At 74.1% G+C, this 23113-nt stretch carries 23 protein-coding genes and 1 riboswitch; of the genes, 15 read left to right on the top strand and 8 right to left on the bottom strand.

The window, feature by feature from the left end; all coding sequences use genetic code 11:
• The first annotated feature begins 504 nt into the window (after positions 1–504).
• Positions 505–633 (top strand): hypothetical protein, encoded by a 129-nt coding sequence (locus ACIF6L_RS10350; protein ID WP_329490566.1) that lies wholly within the window; start codon positions 505–507, stop codon positions 631–633.
• Positions 634–715: 82 nt separating this feature from the next.
• Entirely contained in the window at positions 716–1537 is an 822-nt protein-coding gene (locus ACIF6L_RS10345; RefSeq protein WP_396487806.1) for a winged helix-turn-helix domain-containing protein, read from the top strand.
• A gap of 76 nt (positions 1538–1613) precedes the next feature.
• Here ACIF6L_RS10345 and ACIF6L_RS10340 read toward each other — a convergent pair whose 3' ends face one another.
• On the bottom strand, positions 1614–2396 hold the full coding sequence (locus ACIF6L_RS10340; protein WP_359835623.1) for an IclR family transcriptional regulator: 783 nt from the start codon (positions 2394–2396) through the stop codon (positions 1614–1616).
• A 555-nt stretch (positions 2397–2951) separates the two neighbouring features.
• Between ACIF6L_RS10340 and ACIF6L_RS10335 the strand changes: the two genes are divergently transcribed.
• The 6 genes from ACIF6L_RS10335 (at position 2952) to ACIF6L_RS10310 (ending at position 8938) form a co-directional block, all read left to right on the top strand.
• On the top strand, positions 2952–4034 hold the full coding sequence (locus ACIF6L_RS10335; protein ID WP_359804291.1) for an ABC transporter substrate-binding protein: 1083 nt from the start codon (positions 2952–2954) through the stop codon (positions 4032–4034).
• Positions 4035–4161: 127 nt separating this feature from the next.
• Positions 4162–5190 carry an ABC transporter substrate-binding protein gene (locus tag ACIF6L_RS10330; protein WP_396488180.1) on the top strand — a complete coding sequence of 343 codons (1029 nt, stop codon included), beginning with the start codon at positions 4162–4164 and terminating at the stop codon, positions 5188–5190.
• Between the two features lie 128 nt (positions 5191–5318).
• Positions 5319–6125 carry an ABC transporter permease gene (locus ACIF6L_RS10325; protein WP_396488178.1) on the top strand — a complete coding sequence of 269 codons (807 nt, stop codon included), beginning with the start codon at positions 5319–5321 and terminating at the stop codon, positions 6123–6125.
• Positions 6122–6895 carry an ABC transporter ATP-binding protein gene (locus ACIF6L_RS10320; RefSeq protein WP_396487803.1) on the top strand — a complete coding sequence of 258 codons (774 nt, stop codon included), beginning with the start codon at positions 6122–6124 and terminating at the stop codon, positions 6893–6895. Before ACIF6L_RS10325 ends, ACIF6L_RS10320 begins: the two co-directional genes overlap by 4 nt.
• 56 nt (positions 6896–6951) lie before the next feature.
• Positions 6952–7857 (top strand): ABC transporter substrate-binding protein, encoded by a 906-nt coding sequence (locus tag ACIF6L_RS10315; RefSeq protein WP_352291142.1) that lies wholly within the window; start codon positions 6952–6954, stop codon positions 7855–7857.
• A gap of 4 nt (positions 7858–7861) precedes the next feature.
• A complete protein-coding gene (locus tag ACIF6L_RS10310; RefSeq protein WP_329490573.1) occupies positions 7862–8938 on the top strand; it encodes an LLM class flavin-dependent oxidoreductase in 1077 nt (358 codons plus the stop codon).
• 249 nt (positions 8939–9187) lie between these two features.
• On the opposite strand, the gene ACIF6L_RS10305 is transcribed toward ACIF6L_RS10310, so the two are convergent.
• Positions 9188–10177: an aldo/keto reductase gene (locus ACIF6L_RS10305; protein ID WP_396487801.1), complete on the bottom strand. Its 990-nt coding sequence runs from the start codon at positions 10175–10177 to the stop codon at positions 9188–9190.
• A gap of 398 nt (positions 10178–10575) precedes the next feature.
• On the opposite strand from ACIF6L_RS10305, the gene ACIF6L_RS10300 reads away from it, so the two are divergent.
• From ACIF6L_RS10300 to ACIF6L_RS10285, 4 genes are all read left to right on the top strand, one after another.
• Complete coding sequence (locus ACIF6L_RS10300; protein ID WP_359835612.1) at positions 10576–11595, top strand: LLM class flavin-dependent oxidoreductase; 1020 nt, start codon at positions 10576–10578, stop codon at positions 11593–11595.
• Between the two features lie 339 nt (positions 11596–11934).
• Positions 11935–12555, top strand: coding sequence for a DUF4865 family protein (locus ACIF6L_RS10295; protein WP_396487799.1), 621 nt, complete (start codon positions 11935–11937; stop codon positions 12553–12555).
• 14 nt (positions 12556–12569) lie between these two features.
• Positions 12570–12986 carry a carboxymuconolactone decarboxylase family protein gene (locus tag ACIF6L_RS10290; RefSeq protein ID WP_359804297.1) on the top strand — a complete coding sequence of 139 codons (417 nt, stop codon included), beginning with the start codon at positions 12570–12572 and terminating at the stop codon, positions 12984–12986.
• Complete coding sequence (locus tag ACIF6L_RS10285) at positions 12983–13942, top strand: phosphotriesterase (protein ID WP_396487797.1); 960 nt, start codon at positions 12983–12985, stop codon at positions 13940–13942. The genes ACIF6L_RS10290 and ACIF6L_RS10285 overlap by 4 nt, the downstream gene beginning before the upstream one ends.
• A 425-nt stretch (positions 13943–14367) precedes the next feature.
• Here ACIF6L_RS10285 and ACIF6L_RS10280 read toward each other — a convergent pair whose 3' ends face one another.
• From ACIF6L_RS10280 to ACIF6L_RS10270, 3 genes are all read right to left on the bottom strand, one after another.
• Positions 14368–14760: a hypothetical protein gene (locus tag ACIF6L_RS10280; protein ID WP_329490579.1), complete on the bottom strand. Its 393-nt coding sequence runs from the start codon at positions 14758–14760 to the stop codon at positions 14368–14370.
• A gap of 41 nt (positions 14761–14801) precedes the next feature.
• Positions 14802–15899, bottom strand: a complete 1098-nt coding sequence (locus tag ACIF6L_RS10275; RefSeq protein WP_396487795.1) for an FHA domain-containing protein — start codon at positions 15897–15899, stop codon at positions 14802–14804.
• 162 nt (positions 15900–16061) lie between these two features.
• Complete coding sequence (locus ACIF6L_RS10270; protein ID WP_396487794.1) at positions 16062–16826, bottom strand: SDR family NAD(P)-dependent oxidoreductase; 765 nt, start codon at positions 16824–16826, stop codon at positions 16062–16064.
• A 336-nt stretch (positions 16827–17162) separates the two neighbouring features.
• Here ACIF6L_RS10270 and ACIF6L_RS10265 point away from each other — a divergent pair, with 336 nt between their 5' ends.
• Together ACIF6L_RS10265 and ACIF6L_RS10260 are read left to right on the top strand one after the other, a co-directional pair.
• A complete protein-coding gene (locus tag ACIF6L_RS10265) occupies positions 17163–17783 on the top strand; it encodes a TetR family transcriptional regulator (protein ID WP_329490582.1) in 621 nt (206 codons plus the stop codon).
• 299 nt (positions 17784–18082) lie between these two features.
• Positions 18083–19225, top strand: a complete 1143-nt coding sequence (locus tag ACIF6L_RS10260; RefSeq protein WP_396487792.1) for an alpha/beta hydrolase — start codon at positions 18083–18085, stop codon at positions 19223–19225.
• 91 nt (positions 19226–19316) lie between these two features.
• Here ACIF6L_RS10260 and ACIF6L_RS10255 read toward each other — a convergent pair whose 3' ends face one another.
• A complete protein-coding gene (locus tag ACIF6L_RS10255; protein ID WP_329490584.1) occupies positions 19317–19646 on the bottom strand; it encodes a MoaF-related domain-containing protein in 330 nt (109 codons plus the stop codon).
• Between the two features lie 468 nt (positions 19647–20114).
• Positions 20115–20238, top strand: a riboswitch (cyclic di-AMP (ydaO/yuaA leader).
• Between the two features lie 4 nt (positions 20239–20242).
• On the opposite strand from ACIF6L_RS10255, the gene ACIF6L_RS10250 reads away from it, so the two are divergent.
• Entirely contained in the window at positions 20243–21517 is a 1275-nt protein-coding gene (locus ACIF6L_RS10250) for a hypothetical protein (protein ID WP_396487791.1), read from the top strand.
• Between the two features lie 66 nt (positions 21518–21583).
• Here ACIF6L_RS10250 and ACIF6L_RS10245 read toward each other — a convergent pair whose 3' ends face one another.
• Positions 21584–22084 carry a hypothetical protein gene (locus ACIF6L_RS10245; RefSeq protein ID WP_396487789.1) on the bottom strand — a complete coding sequence of 167 codons (501 nt, stop codon included), beginning with the start codon at positions 22082–22084 and terminating at the stop codon, positions 21584–21586.
• A 224-nt stretch (positions 22085–22308) separates the two neighbouring features.
• Complete coding sequence (locus tag ACIF6L_RS10240) at positions 22309–23106, bottom strand: IclR family transcriptional regulator (protein ID WP_329490588.1); 798 nt, start codon at positions 23104–23106, stop codon at positions 22309–22311.
• Positions 23107–23113 lie beyond the last annotated feature (7 nt).

Genomic DNA, 23113 nt, shown 5'->3' with positions numbered 1-23113 from the left:
GAAGGCCGCCCGGCCCTGCGGTTCGGGATGCCTCGGAGCACACCGGAACGCCGCGGGAAGCCCGGCGGCGCACCACGACGCACCGCTCACGCGACCGCGTCCAGGACCAGGGGGAGGGCAGTACCGTGACCGTCGACCACCGCCGCGCCGCGGCCGCGCCGGCCCCGGCCACGCCGGCCCTGACGATCCGCCGGTACATCGACCACGCGCTGATCTGCAGCGCCTGCTGTCGGTGACGGACCGGCCGGCCTCCCGGTAGCCCGACGGGCTTCGCGGCCCACCCGGTCGTGAAGCGCGCCTCTGACGCTTCGTCAATCCGTAGGCCCGGCCGCACCGGACGCCGGTGTCCGGCCGTGCCGCCGTTTCCCATGCCCGCTCTCGCGGAGACCACCAGTGAACCTCGCCAGCCACATCACCACCCCTGCTGCCGCCGTGACCGTCGGCGTGCCGGGAGCGTCGCACCGCGTGCGGTGCAACGGTCCGTTCACATGGTTGAATGGGCGCATGAGCAACGTCGTGGACAGCAGCCGAGGTCACCTCGACCTTGAGCCGTTCTGGCCGTCCCGGCAGCCGCACCTGTTCGACCAGACGTGTCCGGGCTCGCCCAGCGCGTCCCGGCCCGCCGTCCGCTGACCTCGGTTCAGCCCCCGGCAGTACACCCGGTCGACGCGCAGACGACTCCACCCCGTCCGTCACGCGCGAAATGAGCGGCACCATGTCTTCCTCCTCCACGGCCACCCTTCCCCTTCCCGCCGCGACCCCGCACCTGCGCGCGGTCCGCTCCGTCCCGTCGAGCGCCGAACGATGGCACGGCGCCACGATCCCGCCGCACCCCGCCGCCCCCCAGCACCAGTCGGGGCCGCACCACCAGGTCGGCCAGGCGCCGTCGCACTTCGTGGCGCCCGCCCCGGTCGCGGCCCCGGCGCCGCAGGGCGGCCAGGTCGCGCAGGCCCTGCTCGCCGCGCTGCCGGAGGGGGCCACCGTCGTCGCCGCGCTCCCGCAGGGGGCGCTGCCGCAGGCCCTGCTCGCCCAGTACGGCGCGCAGTTCGGCGCCTCGGCCGGCCATCCGATGGTCGGCTACCTGGTGCTGGTGCCCGCCGAGGGCGGCGCGCCGCTCGGCGGCGCTGCCGCCGCGGTCGGCCCCGGTCAGCACGTTCCGGGCGCCCCGCTCCTCGCCGCGCAGGCGCCGGACCCGACCCAGCCCCGCGCTCAGGTCCAGCCGCAGGCCGCCCGCCCGGTCCGGCCCGCCGGTCACGGCATCTCGGTCGACACCGAGCGGCGCAACGCCTATGTCGACGGGCGGTTGCTCGACCTCACCTACCTGGAGTTCGAGCTGCTGGCGCACCTGACCGAGCACCCGCAGCGGGTGCACACCCGTGACCACCTGGTCTCCGCCGTCTGGGGCTACGGCCACGTGGGCGACGGCCGCACGGTGGACGTGCACGTGGCGCGCCTGCGCCGCAAGCTCGGCGCGGCCTACCGCGACAGCATCGTCACGGTCCGCCGGGTCGGCTACAAGTACACCCCGGTGGCGTGACCCGCTGCTGAATCCCGTCGTCACGGGCCGGGCGTTCCTTGGAACGCCCGGCCCCTGACGCATGAATGACGGCCGATCAGGCTCGCTGGTCGGGCGGCAGCAGCAGGACGGCCAGTGCGGCGGCGCAGGTCCGCGCGTGCCCCAGGAACCAGTCCAGCCGGTCGTCGGTCAGGTGCGCCGGAGTCGAGCGGACGGCCAGTGCGAACCGGGCCTGCCCGGCGCCGTCCAGCACCGGGACGGCCACAGTGCGGACCCCGGCCGCCGACTCGCCGTCGTTGAGCGCGTAGCCGGCGGCCCGTACCTTCGCCAACTCCGCGTCCAGCCGGGCGGGTTCGGTGATCGTCCGGTCGGTGAACGGCAGCAGCGGGCCGATCGTCGAAGGCTGCGGCTCGCCGGGGCGCGGCCAGCCCAGCAGGACCTTGCCCAGCGCCGTCGAGTGCAGCGGGCGCCGCAGTCCGAGCCCGGTGTCCGGGCGCACGGAGGCGCCGACCAGGATGACCGCGTGCGGGCCGCTGCGGATCGCGAGGTCCGCGGTGGCCCCGGTGCGCTTGGCGAGCAGGTCCAGTTCGGGTGCTGCCAGGTGCAGCCCCCGCTGGTGGAAGCTGAGTTGGCCGAGTTCGGCGACGGCCGGGCCGAGCCGGTACCGGGCGGTCTGCTCGTCCTGCTCCAGGAAGCCGGCGCTGACCAGGGTGCGGGCCAGTCGGTGCGCGGTGGAGACCGAGAGGTCCATCCGGCGGGCCAGGTCCGAGGCGCTCAGGTCGGGGCCGTTGTCGTGGAAGCAGTGCAGGAGCCCGAGGGCCCGCTGGACGGCCTGTGCACCGGCCGGCGGGCTCTGGACGGCGGTGGCGGCCTCGGCCATGGCACCTCGCGTTCGGTCCGGCGCCCCGGCGGGTCCACCGGGGTCGGTTCCAGACTATGGCAGCCGCTGCTGCGGAATTGTGTCGGTGGCATTGCAATGGGATGGCGTTGATGAACAAGTGATCCCACGATGTGGCAAAAGCTTGCTTCGCGCTCCCTCGCCGTGGAACGCTCGGCACATCGCCCCGGACGGCCCCGTCCGGAGCCCGAGTTGTCGCCCGGGCCACCCAACCGGCAGGAAGGAGCAGCGCCGTGACGACCCACCGGAGCTCCGCCCCCTGCACCTGTTGTCGCTGACCCGCCGTAGCCCCCGAGCCGGTCGAACCGCCGCACCGCGCCCCGGGCCCTCCCGGGTCGGTGCCCTCCCGCACCGCCATGGGCCCGTCGCCCGGCCGCGTCACGGCCGGACCGCCCGCCCGCTCCCCACCCGCTTCCCCGGTCGGCCCCCGTGCAGCCCGCTGCTCAGCCCTCCGCTCAACCCTCTCCCTCCGACCGACCACGTCCGGTGCCGCGCCCCGCCGCTGCCCGCATCCGCCCAGCCAGAGGACCCGCCACCGTGCCCAGCCACGCCCGCTCCACCGCCGATGCCGCCCCCTCCGACGCCGCACCCGCCGCGGCGGCCGGTGTCGCAGCCGACGCCCCGGACACGCTCTGGTTCACCCGCTGCCCCGTCCCCACCGCCACCGGCATCGCCGCCGACCAGGGCCGCTTCGCCCGGGAGTTCGCCGCCGACGGCATCACCGTCCGCTCGCTCCAGGACGCCCCGCCGGAGGTGGCCGCCGACCACCACTACACCCACGCCCTCACCGGCCTGTTCCGCGAAGGCGGCAACGTGCCCGCGCTCTGGGCCCGTTCGCGCGGCGAGCGGACCCGGCTGATCGGTCTCACCTGGATCGAGGAGCGTCAGGTCGTCCTGGTCCGGGCCGGCAGCGGGATCGACTCGCCCGGGCAGCTGCGCGGGCTGCGACTGGCCGTCCCACGCCATGGGATCGGCATCGACTTCTGGCGGGCGATGGCCCTGGCCGGTCTGCACGGCGCCCTCGCCACGGCCGGACTCACCCTGGACGACGCCGAGTTGGTCGACGTCCCGGCCGCCCCGGGCGGGGGGCAGTGGGCCGCCGAACTGGCCGCGCTGCGCGACGGCGTGGTGGACGCGGTGTACGTCAAGGGTGCGCTGGCCGTCGAGGCGGCCCGCCGGTTCGGCGCCGAGGTCGCGATCGAGCTGGACGCCGTGCCGGACCGCCGCCGCCGGGTCAACAACGGCACACCGCGCCCGGTCACCGTCCACCAGCGGCTGCTGGACGAGCGTCCGGACCTGGTCGTCCGCTTCCTGGCCGTCCTGCTGGAGGCCGCCGACTGGGCCGCCGGGAACCCCGCCGAGGTGGCCCGGATCCTGCGGGCCGAGACCGGCGCCGGCGCCGAGGGCGTCGCCGGGGCCTACGCGGCGGGCGGTCACCGCACCCTGCACCTCGACCTCTCGCAGGAGCGCCTCGGCCTGTTGGAGCAGCAGGAGCGCTTCCTGCGCCACCAGGGCTTCCTCGCCGCCCCCGTCGACGTCGCCGCCTGGGCGGACCCCGAGCCGCTGCGCGCCGCCCGCGCCCTGCTCGCCGCCCGCCGCGCCGCGGCCGGGCCGGCCTGAGGCCGCTCACCCCCCCGCCGCCCCGCCCGCCGCGCCTGCTCTGTCCGCGTCGCTGTCCTGCCCCCCCGCCGCCCCCGCCGCTGTCCTGCCCCCCGCCGCGCCCGCCGGCCTGCCGATTCCCCTGGAGCTGACCGTGAAGACCCGCCGCCTCGCCCTCGCCGCCACCGCGCTGCTCACCACCACCGCCCTGGCCGCCTGCGGTTCGTCCGCCGGTGGCGCCAAGGCCTCCGCCGACGGGGGAGGCAGGGCCGAGGTGGTGCTGCGCCTGCCGGACCCGGGCAACAGCGGCTTCCTCGCCCTGGGCAAGAAGGACGGCTCGCTCGACCGGGCCCTCGCCGCCGTCCACGCCAAGGTCGCCTGGACGGGGAGCGCCGGCCCGTTCGCCCCCGCCGCCCAGGCGCTCTCCGCCGACCAGCTCGACGTCGCGCTGGGGTCGATCACCTCGGCCGTCGCCGCCCTGGCGCAGAAGCCAGGCTTCAAGCTGTTCGCCCAGACGGCGCCGGACGGCGTGGGCGAGGGCATCCTGGTGAAGAACGACTCGCCCATCAAGTCCGTCCAGGACCTGGCCGGCCGGAAGGTCGCGGTGAGCCAGGGCGGCACCAGCGAGTACCTGTTGCTCAAGGCCCTGGAGAAGAGCGGCGTGCCGGCCGACCGGGTCGAACGCGTCTACCTGCGCGCCGACCAGACCTCGGGCGTCTTCAACTCCGGCCAGGTGGACGCCTGGGCGACCTGGAACACCTTCTCCACCCCGTCGATCGCCAACTCCGGCGCGCACTTCCTGGTCAACGGCAAGGAGGTCGGCTCCGACAACTACGCGGTCTGGGCGGTGCGCAACGGCTTCGCCGAGAAGCACCCCGAGGTGGTCAAGGCCTTCTACGCCTACCTGCACGAGGGCGGCCTGAAGGAGAAGGCGGACCCGGCGGGCTACCTCAACGTGTTCACCGACTCCGGGCCGACCGCCGTCACCCCCGCCGAGAAGGAGATCGCGGTCGCCGTCACCCGGCAGAGCGCCACCGCCGACGTCATCACCGAGGCCGACACCGCCCGTTTCGCCACGGTGGCGGCGTTCTTCGCCGACCAGAAGGTCACCAAGCAGCTGGTCGACGTCAAGCCGTACCTGATCGACATCGCCACCCTCGCGGACGGTGCCAAGTGAGCACCGTGACCGACGCGCCCGCCGTCACCCGGGAAGCCACCGGGGACGCCACCGTAGGCGCCACCGGGGACGCCGCCACCGGGGCCGCCACCGCCGACGACGGCACCGTTGCGGCCCTCGAAGCCGGTCTGGTCGCCCCGCGCACCCGGCTGTCCGCGCCCCGCCCCCGCGCCGTCGCGCTGATCCTGCGCACCATCGGCCCGCTCGCCCTGCTCGGCGGCTGGGCGCTGGCCTCCGCCACCGGGGCGCTCACCCAGGACGTGCTGGCCTCGCCCGCCCAGGTCGCCGACGCGGTCGGCGAGCTCTGGGGCAACGGCCAGCTCACCGACGCGCTCACCGTCTCGCTCACCCGGGCCGGCCTCGGCCTGGTCTTCGGGGCCGGCGCCGGGCTGGTGCTCGGCGTCGTCACCGGGTTCTTCCGGCTGGGCGAGGAGCTGCTGGACTCCGCGGTGCAGGTCCTGCGCACGGTGCCGTTCCTCGCCCTGGTCCCGCTCTTCATGGTCTGGTTCGGCATCACCGAGACGGCGAAGATCGCCCTGATCGGGGTCGCGACCAGCTTCCCGATGTACGTCTCCACCTCCGGGGGCGTGCGCAACACCGACCGCAAGCTGATCGAGGCGATGCGCAGCTTCGGTCTCGGCCGCTGGGCGATCGTCCGCACCGTGGTGCTGCCCGGTGCGCTGCCCTCGCTGCTCTCCGGGCTGCGGCTCTCGATGACGCTCAGTGTGATCGCGCTGATCGCCGCCGAGGAGATCAACTCCACCGAGGGCATCGGCTATCTGATGGCCCAGGCGCAGAACTTCTCGCGCACCGACGTCCTCGCCGTCTGCATCCTGATCTACGGGCTGCTCGGCCTCACCGCGGACGGTGTGGTCCGCCTCCTGGAGCGCTTCCTGATGCCCTGGCGCAAGGCCACCCAAGGAGCAGGCCGATGAGCACCCCGACCACCACCGCGACCCCGACCGTCGCCGCCGTGCCCCCGACCACCGGCGCCGTCGCGGCCGGGGACGGCGCCCCCGCCGTCCACCTGCGCGGCCTGCGCCGGGTCTTCGGCACCCGGGCCGTCCTCGACGGGGTGGACCTGTCCATCGCCCGGGGCGAGTTCGTCGCCCTGCTCGGCGCCAGCGGAACCGGCAAGACCACCCTGCTGCGAATCCTCGGCGCCCTGGACAGGGCCGACGCCGGTACGGTGCTCGTTCCGCCGGTCCGCACGGTGGTCTTCCAGGAGCCCCGCCTGGTGCCGTCCAAGCGGGTGCTCGCCAACGTCACCGTCGGGCTGCCGCGCGGCGCCGCGACCCGGGAGACCGCCCTACGGGCACTCGCCGAGGTCGGGCTGGAGAAGCACGCCGACGCCTGGCCGGCCACCCTCTCCGGCGGTGAGGCGCAGCGGGCGGCGCTCGCCCGGGCGCTCGTCCGGGAGCCGCAACTCCTCCTCCTGGACGAGCCGTTCGCCGCCCTGGACGCCCTCACCCGGCTACGGATGCAGGACCTGGTCGGTGACCTCGTCCGCCGCCACCGCCCGGCCGTCCTGCTGGTCACCCATGACGTGGAGGAGGCCGTCCGGCTCGCCGACCGGGTCGCCGTCCTGCGGGGCGGCAGGCTGGTCCGCGACGAGCGGGTCGCCGTCGAGCGCCCGCGGGACCCGGCCGACCCGGCCTTCGCCGAGCTGCGCCGCCGCCTGCTCGCCGACCTCGGCGTCCACTGACCCCGTACTCCGCATTCCCCGCCCCCCAAGTCCCCGCCAGTACACCGGAGATCACCATGGCCATCACCCTCGGCGTCCATGCCAGCAACCCCTCGCTCTACTACCTCTCCCGGCTGGACCACCTGGCCGAGGAGCTGGCCCCGCTCGGTGAGACCGGCGTCTTCCACCACTACGCCGACGGCACCCGTACGGGCGCCCTGCTGGCCGACGGCACCATCGACTTCGGCGGCACCGGTTCCACCCCGCCGGTCACCGCCCAGGCCGCCGGCCACGACCTGGTGTACGCGGCGGTCTCCGCTCCCCGCCCCGACCACGGTGCGCTGCTGGTGCTCGCCGACGGCCCGGTGGCCTCCGTCGCCGACCTGAGGGGCGGCACCGTCGTGCTGGCCGTCGGCTCCTGGCAGACCCACCTGCTGGCCAAGGCGCTGCACGCCGAGGGCCTCTCCTACGCGACCGACATCACCCCGGTCCGCCCGGCCGCCGACGAGGACCAGGCGCAGCGGCTGCGCGACGGCGAGATCCTCGGCTGGATCGCCCAGGGCGCCGAACTGGCCGCCGCCCGCCGGAGCGGGCGGTTCCGCGAGCTGATCCGCACCGGTGACGTCATCACCGACCGCTCGGTGTTCTTCACCCGCCGGGACTTCGCCACCGAGCGCCCCGAGGTGGTGGCGGCGATCGCGGCCGCGCTGCGCCGGGCCGATGCCTGGGTGGCCGCCCACCCGGCCGAGGCGGCCGCGATCGCCGCCGCCGACCTGGGCGGGGCGGTGGAGGACTGGGAGCAGGCACTGACCGCCCTGCCGTGGCGGCTGGAGCCCGCCACCGCCGGGTTCGTCGCCGAGCAGCAGGAGGCCGCGGACATCTTCCACGGCGTCGGCTTCATCGACCGCGCGCTGACCGTCGCCGACGCCCATCTGCCCGCGCTGGAGGCCCCGGTGGCCGCCGCACTCGCCAAGGCGGTCTGAACCGATGGCCTCCGAAGTCCTCTGGTACATCATCCCGCGCGAGGGCCACTACCCCTGGGAGCCGGCCGGCCGACGCCCGGTCGACCTCCGCTACCTCCAGCAACTCGCGGGCAGCGTCGAGCGCCTGGGCTACACCGGCGCGCTGCTGGCGACCGACCTCTACGACGTCTGGGACCTCGGCAACGCGCTGGCCGCCGCCACCACCCCCGCGTTCAAGCCGCTGCTGGCCGTCCACCCCGGGCTCATCTCGCCCACCCTGCTGGCGAAGATGGCGCTCAGCTTCGACCATCTGCACGGCGGCCGGCTCCGGTTCAACGTCGTGAACGGCTCCACCGCGCAGCTGCGCGAGTACGGCCTGGACGTCGAGCACGACGACCGGTACCGGCTGAGTGCAGAGTACTGGTCGATCGTCCGGCGCCTCACCTCCGGTGAAGTCTTCGACCACAAAGGCGAGTTCTACGACCTGAAGAACGCCGGCGCGAGCCTGCGCGAACTCGCTCCGGTCCAGCCGGGCGGCATCCCGCTCTGGTTCGGCGGCAGTTCGGCGGCCGGTATCGAGATGGCCGCCGAGCACGTGGACGTCTACCTGACCTGGGGCGAACCGCCCCAGCAGCTCCGGGAGAAGCTGGACCTGGTCCGCGAGCGCGCCGCCGCGTACGGGCGCACCCTGCGGATCGGCCTGCGGCTGCACCTGATCGTCCGCGACACCGAGGACGAGGCCTGGGCCGCCGCCGACCGGCTGCTCGACGTCACCAGCGAGGCCACCTACGCCCGGCAGCTCGGCGGGGCGACCGGTGAGGACGGGGTCGGCTGGCAGCGCCAGTTCCGCCAGCACGGGGGCCGAGTGCCCGCGCGGGCAAGGGAGTTGGAGAGCCACCCGAACCTGTGGCCCGGAATGAGCCTGTTCCGCCCGGGCCCCGGTACGGCGGTGGTCGGTTCGACCGCCCAGGTGGTCGAGCGTCTCCAGGAGTTCGAATCGCTCGGTGTGGACACCTTCATTCTCTCCGGCAACCCGCTGCTCGAAGAGGCGCACCGGGTCGCCGAGACGGTGCTACCCGCGCTCGGCGTGGGCCGCCGTTAGCGGAGGGGCGAAGGTGCCCGGCAGCACGGGGAACGGCACCGGCGAGGTCAGTGCCAGCTGTCGGGCGAAGCGCGCGAGAGTGCGCAGGAGGAGCGTCCGCACGGGGACTCCAGGGTCTCGAAGGACGTGTGCGGACGGTACAACGCCCGAAGTCCCGGCAGGTCACGCGGTGTCGCCCGAGGAAGCTCGGGGCGGCACTGTACGGACTGCCGGGACTTCGGGCCGGCCGGATCAGGCGGCCGGGACGGCTCAGCGGCTGAGCGCGTCGATCTCCGCGAGGTCCTCGGCGGTCAGCGGGCCGCCGTTCAGCGCGTCGATGTTCTGGTCGAGCTGGGCGACGCTGCTCGCGCCGATGATCACCGATGCCACCCGGTCGTCGCGGAGCACCCAGGACAGCGCCATCTGGGCGAGGGTCTGCCCGCGCCGCTCGGCGACCTTGTTCAGCGAGCGCAGCTGCTCCAGCTTCGGGCCGGTCAGCGCCTCCTTGTTCAGGAACCGCCCGACCGACATCCGCGACCCGGCGGGCACCTCACCCGAGAGGTAGCGGTCCGTCAGCAGCCCCTGCGCGAGCGGGGAGTAGGCGATCAGACTGGTCCGGGTGTCGCCGACCGCGTCCAGCACCCCCTCCTCCACGGAGCGGTCGAGGATCGAGTAGGCGGACTGGTTCAGCAGGACCGGGGTGCCCAGCTCGCGCAGGATCGCGACGGCCTCCCGGTGCTGCTCGGCCGGGTAGTTGGAGATCCCCGCGTACAGGGCCTTCCCCGAGCGGACGGCCGAGTCCAGCGCGCCCATCGTCTCTTCGAGCGGGGTGTCCGGGTCGTGGCGGTGCGAGTAGAAGACGTCCACGTAGTCCAGGCCCATCCGGCCCAGCGACTGGTCCAGGCTGGCCAGCAGGTACTTGCGGCTGCCGCCGTCGCCGTACGGGCCGGGCCACATGTCCCAGCCCGCCTTGCTGGCGATGAACATCTCGTCCCGGTACGGGCGGAAGTCCTGCGCGAACAGGTAGCCGAAGTTGCGCTCGGCGCTGCCGTACGGCGGGCCGTAGTTGTTCGCCAGGTCGAAGTGGGTGACGCCCCGGTCGAAGGCGCGGCGCAGCACCGCCCGCTGCACCTCCAGCGGCTGGGCGTCACCGAAGTTGTGCCACAGGCCGAGCGAGACGGCGGGCAGCTGGACGCCACTGCGGCCGGCCCGGCGGTAGGTCATCGAGGCATAGCGGTCATCCGCGGCGAGGTACGTCATGCCGGACATCCTGCCAGGACCGTCGCCCCGATCAAGCTCTTGCCCCGCCCCTGACCGGTGCATATGCTCGCGGTGGATCGTGTGGGTGCGAGGCGAAGGGGAGCCGGTATGACCATCTGCGCAGCTCTCCCGCGCTGTTGTCGCCCCGTCCGCGGCTCGCGCTGACGCCGCCGCCCAAGCTCCCCTCCCGTCCCGCCGCCGCTCCCGTGTGAGCGCGATCGGCCCCTGGGCGCGGGGCCGCCGGGGCCCGGGTGCGCCGCGCCGCCGTTCCCCCCCGGGATCCCCGTTCCTCCCGGATCCCCGGTTCCCTCCGGATCCCCGGACCTCCCCGGTGGATCCCCGCCGAGCGCCGGCGCACCCCGCCGAGCGACCACCGAACGCCCCACAAGGAGACCGCCATGCGGTTCACCGTCTCGTCCCTCGTCTCCAACGGACCCGACCCCGTCACCGGAGTGCGGCGCACGACCTACGAGAAGCTGCACAACGTCATCGACCAGGCCGTCACCGCCGAACGGCTCGGCTACGACGGCTACGGCGTGGGGGAGCGGCACGGCGAACCGTTCCTCTCCCCGGCGCCCCCCGTGCTGCTCAGCGCCATCGCCGCCCGTACCTCCACGATCCGGCTCTTCACCACCGTCACGGTGCTCAGCATCCTGGACCCGGTCCGGGTCGCGGAGGACTACGCGGTGCTCGACCAACTCTCCGGCGGCCGCCTCGAACTGATCATCGGCAAGGGCAACGACCCGCGCCACTTCGACCTGTTCGGGCTGCCGGAGGACCGCCAGTGGGACGCACTGGCCGAGAACTACGGACTGCTGCACCGGCTCTGGCGGGAGGAGAAGGTCAGCTGGGAGGGGAGCACCCGCCCGCCGCTCAGGGAGGTCACCACCTCGCCGCGTCCGTACCAGGACCCGATCCCGGTCTGGCACGGCAGCGCGACCAGCGAACAGTCCACCGACCTCGCCGCCCGCTTCGGCGACCCGCTGTTCTCCGCCAACTCCTTCCATCCGCTGGCCAAGTACAAGGCGCTGGTCGACCACTACCGCGAGCGCTGGGAGCACTACGGCCGCGACCCCAAGGATGCCCGGGTCGGGACGAGCTTCGGCGGCCTGTTCGTCGCCAAGCGCTCGCAGGACGCGATCGAGGGCTTCCGCCCGTACTGGGACGCCCTGCTCGGCTCGGCGGCCGGCAGGCACAACAACTCGCCGTTCGAGTCGCTGGAGGACGCGCTGGAGCGCGGCTCGGCGCTGGTCGGCAGCCCGCAGCAGGTGATCGAGAAGATCCACCGCTATCACGAGGCGTTCGGCAACGAGGTGGTGGGCATCGGCGTGGACGCCCTCACCGAGGACGTCCAGCACGAGCAGCTGGAGCTGTTCGCCGCCGAGGTCGCCCCGGTGATCCGCCGCGAGCTGCCCTGACCGGCGACCCCGCGCGCACCACCGTCACCCGGTGAGGCTCCCGCTTCCCGGGGCTCCGGCAGCCGCCATCGCGGCTCTGTACCTACTGGTATGTACATTGGACGTACCAGTAGGTACAGTCGCCGCATGGCAACGGCAACCCGGCCGACACCGCCGCGGCCATGGTCGCCGTCGTCCAGGGCGGCTACGTGCTCGCCCGCGCCGCCGGTACGGCCGGGCCGGTCGAACGGCCCGGCCGGGACGCGCTCAGGCTGCTCGCCGCGTACCGCACCGGCCGAGACCGCCTACCGGCCGAGGTGAGCCGCCCCGCCCTGTCCGAAGCCCCACCAGGAGCCCGACGTGCACGCCATGCAGTACGAGATCACCCTCCCCGCCGACTACGACATGGGGATCATCCACCGGCGGGTCGCCGAGAAGGGCCACCTGCTCGACGCCTACCCCGGCCTCGGCCTCAAGGCGTACCTGGTGCGCGAGCGCGGCCGCGACGACTCGCCCGTCAACCAGTACGCCCCGCTCTACCTCTGGCGGACCGCCGAGGGCATGAACAGCTTCCTCTGGGGCCCGGGCTTCCGGGGCCTGAGTGCCGACTTCGGCCGTCCGGCCGTCCGGCACTGGCTCGGCGCCGGTCTGCGCCACGGAGGTCCGCGCCGGGACGGACCGCCGCGCGGCGGTCTGCTGCGCGGTGACGCGGACGGGTCCGCCGGCTTCGCCAGCCGCCACCTCGAACTACTCCCGGACGGCGCCGACCCGGCCGAGGCCGTCGAGGCCGCCCTCGCGTCCCTGCCCGACCACCCGGCGCTGCACACGGCGGCCGTCGCCGTCGACCCCGACCGCTGGGAACTGCTGCGTATCGCGCTCTGGAGCGGCCCGGTCCCGGAGGACGCCCCGGGCACCCGCTACCGGGTGCTGCACCTGTCGACCCCCGAACTCGACCGGCTGCCCGCCGGCCGCCACTGGTGAAAGGACCACACCCCGTGAACCCCGCCGACCTCGTCCCCGCCCCGCTCGACCGCGCCGCCGGCTACGCGCTCCTGGACGAACTCGCCGGGCCGCAGACCCAGGCCGCCACCCTGACCGGCCTGGACGCGCTGGCGCCCGGCTTCGCCGACTGGATCGTCACCAGCCTCTTCGGCGGCACCTACCAGCGGCCCGGGCTGGCGCTGCGCGACCGCCAGGTGGCCAACCTGGCCGCGCTCACCGCCCTCGGCGGGGTGGAGCCGCAGCTCGCCGACCACGTCCGCAACAGCCTGCGGGTCGGGCTGAGCAGAGAGGAGATCACCGAGGTGCTGGTCCACCTCGCGCCCTACGTCGGCGTGCCCAAGGCCCTGGCCGCCCTGCGGGTGGCGAAGACCGCCTTCGCCGAGGCGGAGACCGGGGGCCGGGCCGCGTGAGTGCTTCTGTCGACAGTGCCGCCGAGGTTGCCGCCGGCGCCGGGGGCGGTGCCGTCCGCACCGTTCTGGGTGACCTCGACCCGGCCGAGTTCGGCGTCTGTGACGCCCACGACCACCTGTTCCTGCGCAGCCCCCGGCTGCCCGGCGAGGAACTGGACGACCCGGCGGCCGCCGAGCGGGTGCTGCGCGACTTCGCGGCGGCCGGTGGCCGGGCGATGATCCAGTGGACCCCGCACGGCATGGGCCGCGGCGCCTTCGCGCTCCCCGGTCTCGCCCGCGCGACCGGCGTCCACCTGGTCGCGGCCACCGGCCTGCACCAGGACGTCCACTACGACCCGCAGTGGCTGGCCGAGCGCTACGAAGGGCTCGCCGAGCTGTTCACCGCCGAGCTGACCACCGGTCTGCGCGCCGCGCCCGCGGGCGTCCGGGCCGGACTGATCAAGGTGGCGGGCGACTACCACGGCCTCGGCCCGCACACCCGCCGGGTGATGGCGGCCGCGGCCGAGGCGCACCACGCCACCGGCGCGCCGATCGCCGTCCACCACGAACTCGGGACCGCCGCCTCGGACGTCCTCGACCTGCTCTGCGGGCAGCACGGCGTGCCGGCCCACCGGGTCATCCTCGGCCACCTCAACCGGCTGCCCGACCTGCGGCTGCACCGGCACCTCGCCGGCTCCGGCGCCTACCTGGCCCTGGACGGTCCCTCCCGGGCCCATCACGCCACCGACCACCACCTGTTCGACACCGTCGCCGCGCTGGTCGAGGCCGGCCACGCCGACCGGCTGCTCCTCGGCGGTGACACCACCACCCGCACCGCCCGGCACAGCCCCGGGCCCACCCACCTGCTCACGGCCCTCGCTCCGCGCCTGGACCGCGAGTTCGGCCCGGACCTGGCCCGACGCCTCCTCGTCACCAACCCCGCCCAGGCCCTGACCGTCCGCTGGGCGCCCCACTGAGCGCCCCACTGAGCGCTCTGCGCCGCCGGGCCGCAGTGGCCGCCACCCCGCCGGGGTGGGGCGGTCCGAGCCGATGACAGGTGCACCGGCTGTTCCGCGGGCTGCTCCCCGACCCGCTGCGTTGCCTGCCCGGCGGGGCCGCTCGACCGGGACTCGGGTGGGCTGCCCGGTGGGCCGGGCAAACCGATACCGGTCGCGGCGAGCGCGGCGGCCGGCTCGTGGGCGTTCGTCGAGGGCTTTGCTGCCGGGCCGGTGGGGTCGGCGCGTTCGGCACAGCCGTCCGCAGCGTCGAGCCGTTCGCCGGGGTGGAGCGCGGTCCGAGTAGGCCGGTCAGGGCTGCGGAGAGGGTACTGGTCGTCCCGTCGGCCCTGTGCTGCGGGCCACGCGGCGCCGCGTTGGCGGGCGTCCGCCCGGCCGGGGCCGGGTCAGCCGCCGAGTGCCCGGAGGATCGGCTGTCCCAGTGCGCCGAGCCAGCCCGCCAGGGCCGAGAGGGGCCCGAGCAGGCCGGTACCGGCGGCGACGAGTGCACCGGCCGAGCCGAGCAGGCGGGTGATCCTGGTGAGCCGGCCCGCGACCGCCTCGCGGTCCGGCTCCGGTCGCGCGACCTCCGTGTCCAGCGCGTCGAGCTCGGTCCGGACCTCGGGGGCGACCGCCGGGGGCAGCTGCGCCCGCTCGGCGGCGGAGCGGAGTTCGCCGACCAGCGCGCGGACGTCCTGCCCGGCCGCCGTGAAGTGGCCCGTCTGGCCGCCCCGGACCGTCTGGTCACCGGCGACGTTGTTGATCACGCCGCCCTGCTGGTTGCCGATGTTGAAGACCATGGCGTCCCTCCGGGGAGTCGGTCCTTGGACGCTGGGGAGTCTCAGCGGGGCGGTGGCGCCTGGAGCCGCTGCGCTTCCGCCGACTCGAAGCGCCGCCGACGGGAGGTGACCACGATGTGCAGGACGATTCCGACGAGGATCAGAACACTGCCGATCGCGGCCGCCCCGAAGCCGATGGCGCCCACCGGCATACCGCCGATCTCCGGGCCGAGGACATTGGGCACGGTCAGGTCGGGGCTGTCGGTGTTGGCCGCGTCGTTGGTCTCGGCGATGAAGCGGATGATCGCCCAGCCGTAGACCGCGCCGCCGACCACGAAGAGCAGGAAGCCCGCCACCACCAGGTGCCGTGCCCTGGTCCGGGTGGCCGCGATCTCGCGGAAGAAGCTCTCCCGCCGGGCCTGCGTGACGTAGTTGTACTGGTCGCCCGCGACGTTGCTGAGGTTGCCCGCCTGCTGCTGCCCCACCTCGAACCGGCGCTCCGCCCCGTACGGCGGTGCCGCCGGGCGGTCGGGCGGCCCGGGCGGGGGCGGCCGGCGGCCCGGCGGGGGCGGCCGCCCCGACGGGTACTGCGGCGGCGGAGGGTACTGCTGTGGTGGGTACTGCTGCTGCGGCGCCGACGGCGGCACGAGCGGACCCCGCAGCCCGCGCGGCTGCTCCTGCGGTTGCCGGTACTCCTGGCGTTCCTGGTACTCCTGGCGCTCCGACGGCTCCGGCTGGAGCGGCAGCGCGGCGGTCCGGGTGACATCGGCGGGCCGCTCCGCCGGGCTCTGCGCCGGGTCCCCCGTGCCGGGGCCGGGAAGGATGGCGGTGGCGGCCTCCCACGGGTCCTCGTAGTGCACCTCGAAGGGGCCGAAGTCCAGGACGTCCCCGGCGTGCAGCTCCTCCTGTCCGTGCACCGGGTGGCCGTTGAGCCGGGTGCCGTTGGTGGAGGCCAGGTCCTCGACGGTGGTGTGACCGGCCGACCGCTGCACCACGGCGTGGCGCCGGCTGACGCCGGGCTCGCCCACCCGGATCTGGCAGGTGGCGTCCCGGCCGACGAGCAGCGGCCGGTCGGTCAGTTCGAAGACCTCGCCCCGGAGCCGGCCGGGGGTGTCGACGACGAGACGGGGTAAGGCTTGTTCCCGCGACGGTGAGCTCATGGCACGGCCTCCTGCCGGGCGGGCTGCTGAACCACCGGCGGCGGCGACACGGTGCGGCGTCCGTCCGCCGGCTCGGGTGCCCTCACCTCCAGTAAAGGCCACCTCGGCGCCCCGGGACAGCCCCCGGGGCCCACCGGGTCGGCCAGCCGCCCGGTCGGGGGGTCACATGTGGGTGCCGCCGTCGATCCGGATCTCGGTGCCGGTGACGAAGGCGCCGTCGTCCGAGGCCAGCATGGCGATCACGCCGGCCACCGTCTCCGGCCCGGCGAAGCCCTGGCCGAGCGCGGGGGAGAGCTTGGCGAGCAGGCTGAAGTCGGCGTCGGCGGGCAGGCCCGGGTTGTTGGTCATGCCGCTGTCGATGCTGCCCGGGGCGACGCAGACCGCGCGCAGTCCCCGCTTGGCGTACTCCGAGGCGATCGCGTGGGTGAACGACTGGATGCCGCCCTTGGTCGCGGCGTACGCGGCCATGTAGGGGTGCGCGAAGGTCGCGGAGGTGGAGCTGAAGTTCACCACCACGCCCCGCCCGTCGGCGAGCAGGGCCGGCAGCGCCTCGCGGGTCATCAGGAAGGTGCCAGTCAGGTTGACCGCGATCAGCGTGTTCCAGAACTCCAGGCTGGTCTCGTGGGTGTGTGAGGAGCGCAGGATCCCGGCCGCGTTGACCAGGACGTCGAGCCCGCCGAGTCCGGCCACCGCCTCGGCCACGCCCGCGCGGACGGCGGCCTCGTCCGAGATGTCCACGACCGAGGTCGTCAGCCGGTCGGCGGTCCCGTCACCGGTCGCCCGGTGCAGGGTGGCCTTCAGGCCGTCCTCATTGACGTCGACCGCGACGACCCGCCCGCCCTCGGCGAGGATCCGGTGCACGGTGGCCTGGCCGATCCCCGAGCCGCCGCCGGTGATCAGGACGTTCCGTCCGCTGAAGCGCTCCATGGTGGTTCTCCGTTCGTTCGTGGTCTCGCGACCTCGATTGACACGGTACGACGAAGTGGCACATCGTGCCAATGAGTCGCGCCGGGCCAAAGTGGCACGATGTGCCATACGGATTCGGTTGGACGTCACACCGCTGACGACCGCCCGGCGCGGAACGGCGCCGAGGCACGCCGCGCCACCCGGGCGTGTCGCGCCACCCCGGCACAACACGCCACCCCGACACGCCGCGCCACCCCGACACGCCGCGCCACCCCGGCGTGTCGCGCCACCTCGGCACAACACGCCATCCCGGCACGTCGCGCCATCGCGTGCGTCGGTCCGCGTACGCTGAGTGCTGTGATCGGACGCCCCACCCTGAACCAGCGCCGCCGTGACACCACCCGGCTGGAGATCGCCCGTACCGCCGCCGCGCTCTTCGCCGAGCGCGGGGCCGAGGCGACCACCGCCGAGGAGATCGCGCTCGCCTCCGGCATCTCAGTGCGCACCTTCTACCGCTACTTCTCCGTGAAGGAAGACGCCGTCGCCCCGCTGCTGGCGGCCGGCGGCCGGCGGTGGGTGCTGCTCTTCGCGGAGAGCTCGGCCGATCTGCCGGTCCGCGAGGCGCTGGAGCGTTCGGCGGTCGAGTCGCTGACGCCCACCGACACCCCGGGCGTGGAGGCCATGCACTGGACCCGCGACCTGCTTCGCGATCCCCGGCTCGACTCGGTCTGGCAGCGCGTGCACGCCGACTCGGAGGAGCGGCTGCGCGCGGTGCTCACCGCCCGCTGCCCCCGGGGCACCGACGAGCTGGAGATCCGGCTCGCGGCCGCCGCCGCGACCACCGCCATCCGGGTGGCCCTGGAGGAGTGGGCCTTCTCCGACGCCCCCGCCGCCGGGCCGGGCTCGCCCCAGGAGCTGGGCGCCCGGTGCATGCGCGAACTGACGGCCGGCCTGCGCCTCTGGAGCAGCGTCAGCTGACGCGAGGTCAGCCCGGCCCGCCCGTCGCATCGCCCGCCACGCCGCCTGCCACGCCGCTCGTCACACTGCCCGTCACTCCGCTCGTGCCAGCCCGCTCTCCCGCGGTCCCGGCACCGCCCGGCCGCCATACCCGCTGGTCGGCGGGTCCACGGGGGCCCGGCGGGCCGCTAGGGTTGTTGATCGCGCCTCGGTGCTGGCTTCCGTGGTGGACGGGGGAACCGGGGCGGCCGTTCCGGTTGTCCTGACAGTTGTCCTGACAACGGGGACGGGGGAGTTCGAGGCGTGGGAGCAAGTAGGACATGGGTCTGACGAGCCACAAGGTGCTGGCGCTGACCGTATTGATCGCCGTCGTGATGATGGCCGGCACGGTCTGGCTGTGGCCGAGACTGTCGAAGACGACCTGGCAGGCGGTGCTCGGCCGGATCGGCGCGCTGCTCGCCACCCAGCTCACCGTGCTCGCCGCGCTGGGCCTGGTGGCCAACAACTACTTCGCCTTCTACAGCAGCTGGGACGATCTGCTCGGCACCGGCGACAACGGCCCGGTCGTCATCCAGAACAAGGCGGACGCCTCCGGGCGCCTCCAGGTGGAGACCATCGGGCACGCGTCGGTTCAGGGCGGCGGGGCGCTCGGTCGCGACCCCAAGCAGTCCGGCGAGATCCGCGAGGTCCGGATCGACGGCGCCGGCACCCGGCTCTCCACCGACGGGTACGTCTACCTGCCGCCGCAGTACTTCCAGCCGGAGTACGCGCAGAAGCAGTTCCCGGCGGTGATCGTGAGCACCGGCTTCCCCGGGATCGCCAAGAACCTGGTGACCCGGCTGAACTACCCGGGCGCGGCGCTCAAGCTGCTCCAGGAGGGTCGGATGCAGCCGACCGTGATGGTGCTGATGCGCCCCTCGCCCGCCCTCCCGCAGGACACCGAGTGCGAGGACATCCCGGGCGGCGCGCAGTCGGAGACGTACTTCACCAAGGACGTCCCGGCCGCGATCCAGGCGACCTACCGGGTCTCCTCGGATCCGCAGGCCTGGGGCTTCATGGGCAACTCGACCGGCGGCTACTGCGCCCTCAAGCTCGCCATGCGGCACCCGGAGGTCTTCCCGACCGCCGTCTCGCTCTCCGGCTACTACCAGGCCGCCGACGACCCGACCACCGGCGACCTCTTCCGGGGCAGCCAGCAGCGTCGCAACGAGGCGGACCTGATGTGGCGGCTGAAGAACCTGCCGCAGCCCGGGGTGTCCGTCCTGCTGGCCGGGACCAGGGAGGGCGACGGCGACTACCGCCGGGACACCGAGGCCTTCGTGGCCGCCGCGCACGCGCCCATGAAGGTCTCCTACAGCATGATGAAGACCGGCGGCCACAACTTCGAGACCTGGAGCAGGCTGCTGCCGTCCTCGCTGGAGTGGCTCTCCCAGCACCTCAAGGTGCCGAGCCACACGGTCTGACCACCGCCGGGCCCGCCCGCCCGGCCAGAACGCCCGGATACCAGCGCGCCCGGTCACCAGGACGCCAGGACACTGGCGCCCCGGACCGGTCTCAGGCCACCGGCTCCAGCGTCCCGGTGTGCAGCTCGCCGACCCGGCCGCCCTCGCCCTCGTACGTCCAGAACGCGCGCACCGTCAGCCTGCCGAGGTCCATCACGTGGCTGACGGTGATGCCGCTCTGCTCGGTCCAGCTGACGAAGTACAGCTCCGGCCCGATCTCGGCGATGTGCAGCGCGACGTCCTCCCACTGGCCCGCCGACTCGCCGAGGCCCTCCCAGCGCAGCCGCTTGCCGTCGGGCGAGTAGGCGTTGCGGAAGGCCGCGCCGTTGTCGACCTGGAAGAGGTAGGTACGGCCGGCGAAGGCGGGCAGGGGCGCGGTCATGGCGGAGCGGGTCCTCGTCTCTCGTCTGTGCGGTACGGCTGGACTCCCAACCTATCCGACCGGCCGACCTTCGCGGCGGACATGCGGGCACCCGGCCCCGGAGCGGACACCGGGCCGGCGCCGCGCCCACCCCGGCGCCGCGCCCACCCCGGCCGGACCTCCGCCACCCGCTCGCCGGCCCGCCGCCGACCCCGTCGGCCGCCCCGCGCCCGCCCCACGCCCGCCCCCACGCTCGCCCCACGCCCCGCCCCGTCTCCAACTGATCAACTTCCCCGGTGACTTGATCCACTCCGGACGGCTCGCACTGTGAGCTGCGCGACAACACCCCCCGTCGGCTTGTCGACATTCGAGCGGCCTGCCTAGCCTGCACGAGTCCGTCTTCGCGGACCCCGCCGTCGGGACGCCGAGTCCTGTCCACCCGCCGGTCGGCAGTCGAGCACCGCAGCGGACGGGAGCGGGGGACCCAGGTCAGTGCCCGGCCCACGCGCTCGCGCGTGCGGACCGAGGCTAGGGGTGAAGCCGCTCCCACAGGCGGCCGGGCAACCTCAGCCCGAACCCGACAGCTCACCTCGCAGGCGTCTACAGAGGACTCCGCCATGCAGAAGCCTGCCCGGCGCGCGACCCCGCGCCACGCCCGCCCCTCCCACCGAGGCCGCAAGGCCGCCTTCGCCGCCACCGGAGCGCTCGCCATCAGCGGCGCCGGCCTGCTCGGCGTCCCGGCGCTCACCGGCGCCCAGGCGGCCACCGCGCCGACCGTCACCCAGGACAGGCTCGCCCCGGCCACCATGGTCGCGGGCAAGGCCACCACGGCCGCGCTGACCGTCCACTCCTCGTCCTGCTTCACGGCCAAGACCGTCGGCGTCGGCGTCCGCGACGCGGCCGGGCGCAACCTCGACTTCCCCGGCAACGTCTCCAACGCGCAGATCTGCCCCAGCGGCCTGTCGATCACCACCGGTGCCCGCACCCTGCCCGCCGGGACGTACACCCAGTTCGGCTTCTGGCAGGACCTCGGCGGTACCTGGCACAACCTGCCCTCGCGCCAGCTCGCGGTCTCCGACGCGACCGTCGCCCCCGCCCCGAGCCCGACCGCCACCCCCAAGCCCACCCCGACGCCGTCACCCACCGCGACCGCCACGCCGTCGCCCACCGCCCCGGCCCCCACCGCGCCGGCGACCGGCGCCCCGGTCGCCGGGAAGTCGCTGACCTGGTCGGACGAGTTCAACGGCCCGATCGCCTACGGCTCGCGCTGGACGGGTGACAAGAGCAGCGCCTACCACTACGGCAACCACAACCCGGACGACAACAAGCTCGACTGGCTGAACAAGAACAACGTCTCGGTGGCCGGCGGCGTCGCCACGTTCACCGCCAAGCCGGGCGCCAACACGCTGGAGAACGGCAAGAAGTCCTGGGACACCGGGCTGCTCACCACCGAGTACTCCAGCGAGGGTTTCCAGGTGAAGACCGGCGACTACGCCGAGACCCGGGTCAAGCTCCCGGCCGGCACGGGCGCCTGGCCGGCCCTGTGGACCTGGAAGAACGGCAACGGGGAGATCGACTCCTTCGAGTACCACCCCGACAACCCGAACCTGCTGGAGCTGACCAACCACGTCAACCCGGGCCACCTGTACTACACCGACGCCAAGGCGATCGCGAAGGACGGCTGGGTCACCATCGGCACCCACTACGGCGCCACCTCGGTCGACTGGTACGTCAACGGTACGAAGGTGTTCTCGGACGGCAAGGGCGTCGGCGCCAACTGGTCCGCGTACCTGATCCTCAACCTGTCCCTGAGTGCAGGGCAGTACCACGCCGCGCCGCAGGGCACGGCCCCGATCACCTTCGCCGCGGACTACGTCCGGGTCTACCGCTAGGAAGCCACGCGCGGGGGCCGCCTGGACGGGATCCGGGCGACCCCCACGCGGCTCCGGTGGCCCCGCTCAGCCGCGGGTGCTCTCCACGACGTGGACCGTGAACGGCTGGCGGTTGTTCGCCTCGTTCCGGTCGTCGTCGCTGCGCACCGCCACGTAGCCGCCGTCCAGATCGCCGAGGGGGACGGTGGAGGCCACCCGGAGCGGGATCAGTGCGGTCGCGGTCCGGTACCGCTTCAGCCCGGCCGGGAAGGTGCAGCGCACCCGGTGGCCGTTCTGGAACTCGTAGCAGTTGTCCGGGAAGAACGGGGCCTCGGCCGTCACGCCCTCCGGCAGGGTGATCACCACGGTGAACGCGGAGGCGGTCCGGTCCGGCCCGTCGTTGGCGATGAAGGCGTGCAGCGTCGTGGTACCGCCGGGCGCGACGGGGTCCGGGTCCAGCCGGATCACCTCCAGGTCGGAGTCGGACGGCTTCGCCGCCGCGACCGCCGGTTCGGCGCTCGGTGCGGGCTCGTCGGTCGGACACGCCAGGGCGGTCCCGCCGACCATCGCCACCAGGGCGCATCCCACCGTCAGTGACCTGCCCAGAATTCCCCGTACGGACGTACTACGCGACATCGCGCTCACCCTGCCCTTGTCTTCCGGCGCCCCGCACCGTCGCGGGGCGCGCACGGACTCAGCGTGAGCGATCGGTACTCCCAGGCAGGTCCGACCCGCCCTCGGGCCGCCCGAACGGGCGAACTCCGGGCGAGCCGCGCCGGTGTCCCTTGCGGGGCGGTGGTGATGACGCCGCGTCAGGGGGCGAGGACCTGCCCCAGCCGGGCCGCGATCTGGTGCATCACGGGGACGAGCGAGGCCGCGCCGGCCTGCTCCTCCAGCGCCCGGATCCGGGCCTCCGGGCCGGAGACGGAGAGCGCCGTCGGCGTCGGCGCGCCGGGTACCGCGAGCGCGATGCAGCGCACCCCGATCTCCTGCTCCTGGTCGTCCACCACGTAGCCGCGCTCACGCGCCTGCGCCAACTGGACCAGCAGCTCCTGCGGGTCGGTCACGGTGTAGGAGGTGTGCGCCGGCAGCGGGTTCGGGCCGAGCACGGCCCGCGCCTCCTCCTCGGGCAGCTGGGCCAGCAGCGCCTTGCCGACGCCCGTGCAGTGCGGCTGCACCCGGCGGCCGACCTCGGTGAACATCCGCATCGAGCGCCGCGACTGCACCTGTCCGACGTACACCACCTCGCCGCCCTCCAGCACGGCCAGGTTCGCCGTCTCGCCGGTGGCCTCCATCAGTTCGGCCAGGTAGGGGCGGGCCCAGCTGCCGAGCAGTCGCCCGGCCGTCTCACCGAGCCGGATCAGCCGGGGGCCCAGGGTGTAGCGGCGCGCGGTGTCCTGGCGGACATAGCCCTGCTGCACGAGGGTACGAACCAGGCGGTGGATCGTGGGCATCGGCAGCCCGGAGGAGGTGGAGAGCTCACTGAGCGTCGCCACGCCGCCGGAGTCGGCCAGCGCCTCCAGCAGCAGGAAGGCGCGCTCGACGGACTGCACGCCGCCGCTCGCGCGGTCCGGACCCGTCGTCGATGCTGTGTCGGGGGTCGCAACCACCGGCGTT

It is taken from the genome of Kitasatospora sp. NPDC086009 (assembly GCF_044540385.1).
GTDB lineage: Bacteria > Actinomycetota > Actinomycetes > Streptomycetales > Streptomycetaceae > Kitasatospora.
This window is presented reverse-complemented; position numbering and strand designations above follow the sequence as displayed.